This is a genomic window from Microcystis sp. M113S1 (genome assembly GCF_020246945.1).
GTDB lineage: Bacteria > Cyanobacteriota > Cyanobacteriia > Cyanobacteriales > Microcystaceae > Microcystis.
Genome location: NZ_JADBSA010000331.1, coordinates 1 through 2,517 on the forward strand (window position 1 = coordinate 1; position 2,517 = coordinate 2,517).

General features: G+C 41.7%; 2 protein-coding genes and 2 pseudogenes. 3 read left to right on the top strand and 1 reads right to left on the bottom strand.

Annotation, left to right across the window (positions count from 1 at the left end; translation table 11 throughout):
- Positions 1 to 370, top strand: a pseudogene (locus IM319_RS16565) (Uma2 family endonuclease); the annotation flags it as partial.
- A 249-nt stretch (positions 371 to 619) separates the two neighbouring features.
- Here IM319_RS16565 and IM319_RS16570 read toward each other — a convergent pair.
- Positions 620 to 1,255, bottom strand: a complete 636-nt coding sequence (locus IM319_RS16570) for a PEP-CTERM sorting domain-containing protein (RefSeq protein ID WP_287736323.1) — start codon at positions 1,253 to 1,255, stop codon at positions 620 to 622.
- Between the two features lie 345 nt (positions 1,256 to 1,600).
- Here IM319_RS16570 and IM319_RS16575 point away from each other — a divergent pair, with 345 nt between their 5' ends.
- Both IM319_RS16575 and IM319_RS22610 read left to right on the top strand, forming a co-directional pair.
- Positions 1,601 to 2,209 (top strand): DUF3782 domain-containing protein, encoded by a 609-nt coding sequence (locus tag IM319_RS16575; RefSeq protein ID WP_287736325.1) that lies wholly within the window; start codon positions 1,601 to 1,603, stop codon positions 2,207 to 2,209.
- Between the two features lie 234 nt (positions 2,210 to 2,443).
- Positions 2,444 to 2,517, top strand: a pseudogene (locus IM319_RS22610) (Uma2 family endonuclease); the annotation flags it as partial.

Genomic DNA, 2,517 nt, shown 5'->3' on the forward strand with positions numbered 1-2,517 from the left:
AATGCTCAAAAAGCAGTCTTTCTATCGGGAGCATGGGGTATTAGAAATGTTTTTCTATGACCCAGACTCCCATGATTTCTGGGGATTGGTGCGGGCCAATCAGCAAGAGGATTTTTTCCCGGTAACGGCCTTGAATTTTCCTTGGACTTCCCCAATCCTAGGGATTCGCTTTGAGATGTTTGAAGAGGGTTTAGAGGTCTTTTATCCCGATGGGGAACGATTTAAAGACCCTGAAACCCTCTTTGAGGAACGCAACCAAGCACAACAAGAACGCGACCAAGCACAACAAGAACGCGACCAAGCGCAACAGGAACGTGATCGCGCTTTTGCCCGATTACGGGAATTGGGCATTGACCCGACCGAGTTGTGATAATAATGAATTTAGGACTTACGCATTGACAGGACTGACCAAATATGAGGTATGGGTTTCAGGCATTTTAACGTGATTTTTTGATGACTTTTGAGCGATCGCTATCGTTGGGAAGTTAATCGCCAAAAGTCTGAAACGAACGATTTTCATTCATGCACATCATGGTCAATTTGTACAGTGCGTAAGTCCTATAATTAATCTTCAGCTTAAGGGGGATTAATTGTTGAAATAAATCCCAAAGTTATTAACTCAATCCTCCTGTTTTGACTTCTTCCCTTGAGATAGTTGGCGATTGAAGAAAGCGCCAAATCCCAATAAACCTAAGCCCAGAATTGTGCTAGGTTCAGGGACGGATTGGGATAGGGATATTGGTTGGGCAGTACCCGAAATTTCTCCAATCCGAAATCCTGCAATCGCACCCATATCTCGAACAACAAAATCAAGAGTGTTGATGCCTGCTTGAAACCCACTGTTAACGTTGAAACCCTTAAAAGAGGTAAAATTCCAACCACCAAGATTGTTAGGAATTGTCCCAATGCTAACTCCGTTAATTAAGATTTGATCGAGAAAATTGTCCGCAGCCCATGTACCCACGATCGAAGCTGTACTTGGGTTGAGTCCAGTTAGGTCGAAAGTTGTCCTGAAGGTTCGGGTGACATTTGCGGGTTGACCATCAGCTTGTTGCCAAATCCAGCGAGAGGTTGAAGTATTAGCAACGTAACTACTAGGTATATTAGCCTGATTAATGACAATTCCAGCACCTGAAGGACTCACAATACTGTAATGAGGATCAGATGCACCATCACTAAGGGATGCACCAAGACTATCCACACCAGTTGCAAAAAGACCTGGAATAGAAGCTGCCTGTGCAGCACTTCCTCCCACAAGAATGATAAGTGCTACCCCCCCCCGACGGATTTTTTGATAAGTTTTGCTAATAACATAAGCGCATACCTCTTAAAAAATGTGGTTCTGCCTGATTTATAATGTTTAATTCTGTAGATTTGAAACTCTTGCCGTTAACTTTATCAAATCTTAACAATCCTCTAATAAATTTATCAAATCTTAACAATACTCTAAGTTACTTATAAAAATAAAGGTATGTTAGCGACAGCGTAACACGCCCTACTTATCGCTCTCTTCTGTCAAAGGCAGAAGCACTATCTTCTTCATGAATCGGCAAAATTCACTAAAATAGCAATAGACCAAATCAGAGAGAAAAAATTAGCTATGACAACTACATCCGAAGACGTATGGCGACTCTTAGCCGAATTAGCGACTGCTCAAAAAGAAACTGACAAACAACTGAAGGAGACTGACCTACTATTGAAGGAAGTTAGTCAGCAACAGAAGGAAAACGCCCAACAACAGAAGAAAACTGACAAACAACTCAAAGAATTAGGTCAGCAAATTGGGGGACTCGGTGCAAAATTCGGCAGCTTTACCGAAGGACTTGCCCTCCCTTCAATGGAAAAGATTCTCAGACAAAGCTTTGGTATGGAAGTTGTTAGTCCTAGTGTGCGAGTCAGTAAAGATGGAAAACACCTAGAAATTGATGTTCTTGCCTATACCAATGGTGAGCTAAATACTGCTTATATCGTCGAGGTTAAAAGTCATGCCAGAGAGGAGTCTATTTCACAATTAAAAAGTATTTTGCAACGGTTTCGCAGCTTTTTCCCTGAACACAAAGATAAAAAACTCTATGGCATATTAGCGGCGGTTCATTTATCATCAGAATTACGGGAAAAAATTCTGCAAGAAGGGTTTTATGTGGCTCGGATTCATGACCAAGTATTTGAATTGGATATTCCCGATAATTTTCAACCTCGACTTTATTAAAAATTTAGATGTAATCCTAAATCCTGTTATTAAAAACTGATTATTTATTCCCCCTTTCGCCGTTCGGCGGTTCGACCGACCTCACCGTCGAAGCCTTTTGCCTGTCCTGATATGTAGCCTATACTCAACGGATTTAGTACAAGGCAAAGTCGTCCTTTTAGGACAGAGTTTCAAACCGAGGATTTGCGATGATACAATAAAGTTAGGCCAAAATGCGATCGCAAGAGATAAAGCATGGTTCAAGCACCCATCGAACCCCAACTTTTCTATCCTGACTCCGACGGTAAACCTATGGCCGACAACACAGT

Coding starts and splice junctions, on each gene's coding strand:
- IM319_RS16575 (WP_287736325.1), top strand. CDS start 1,601: ATGACAACTACATCCGAAGACGTATGGCGACTCTTAGCCGAATTAGCG.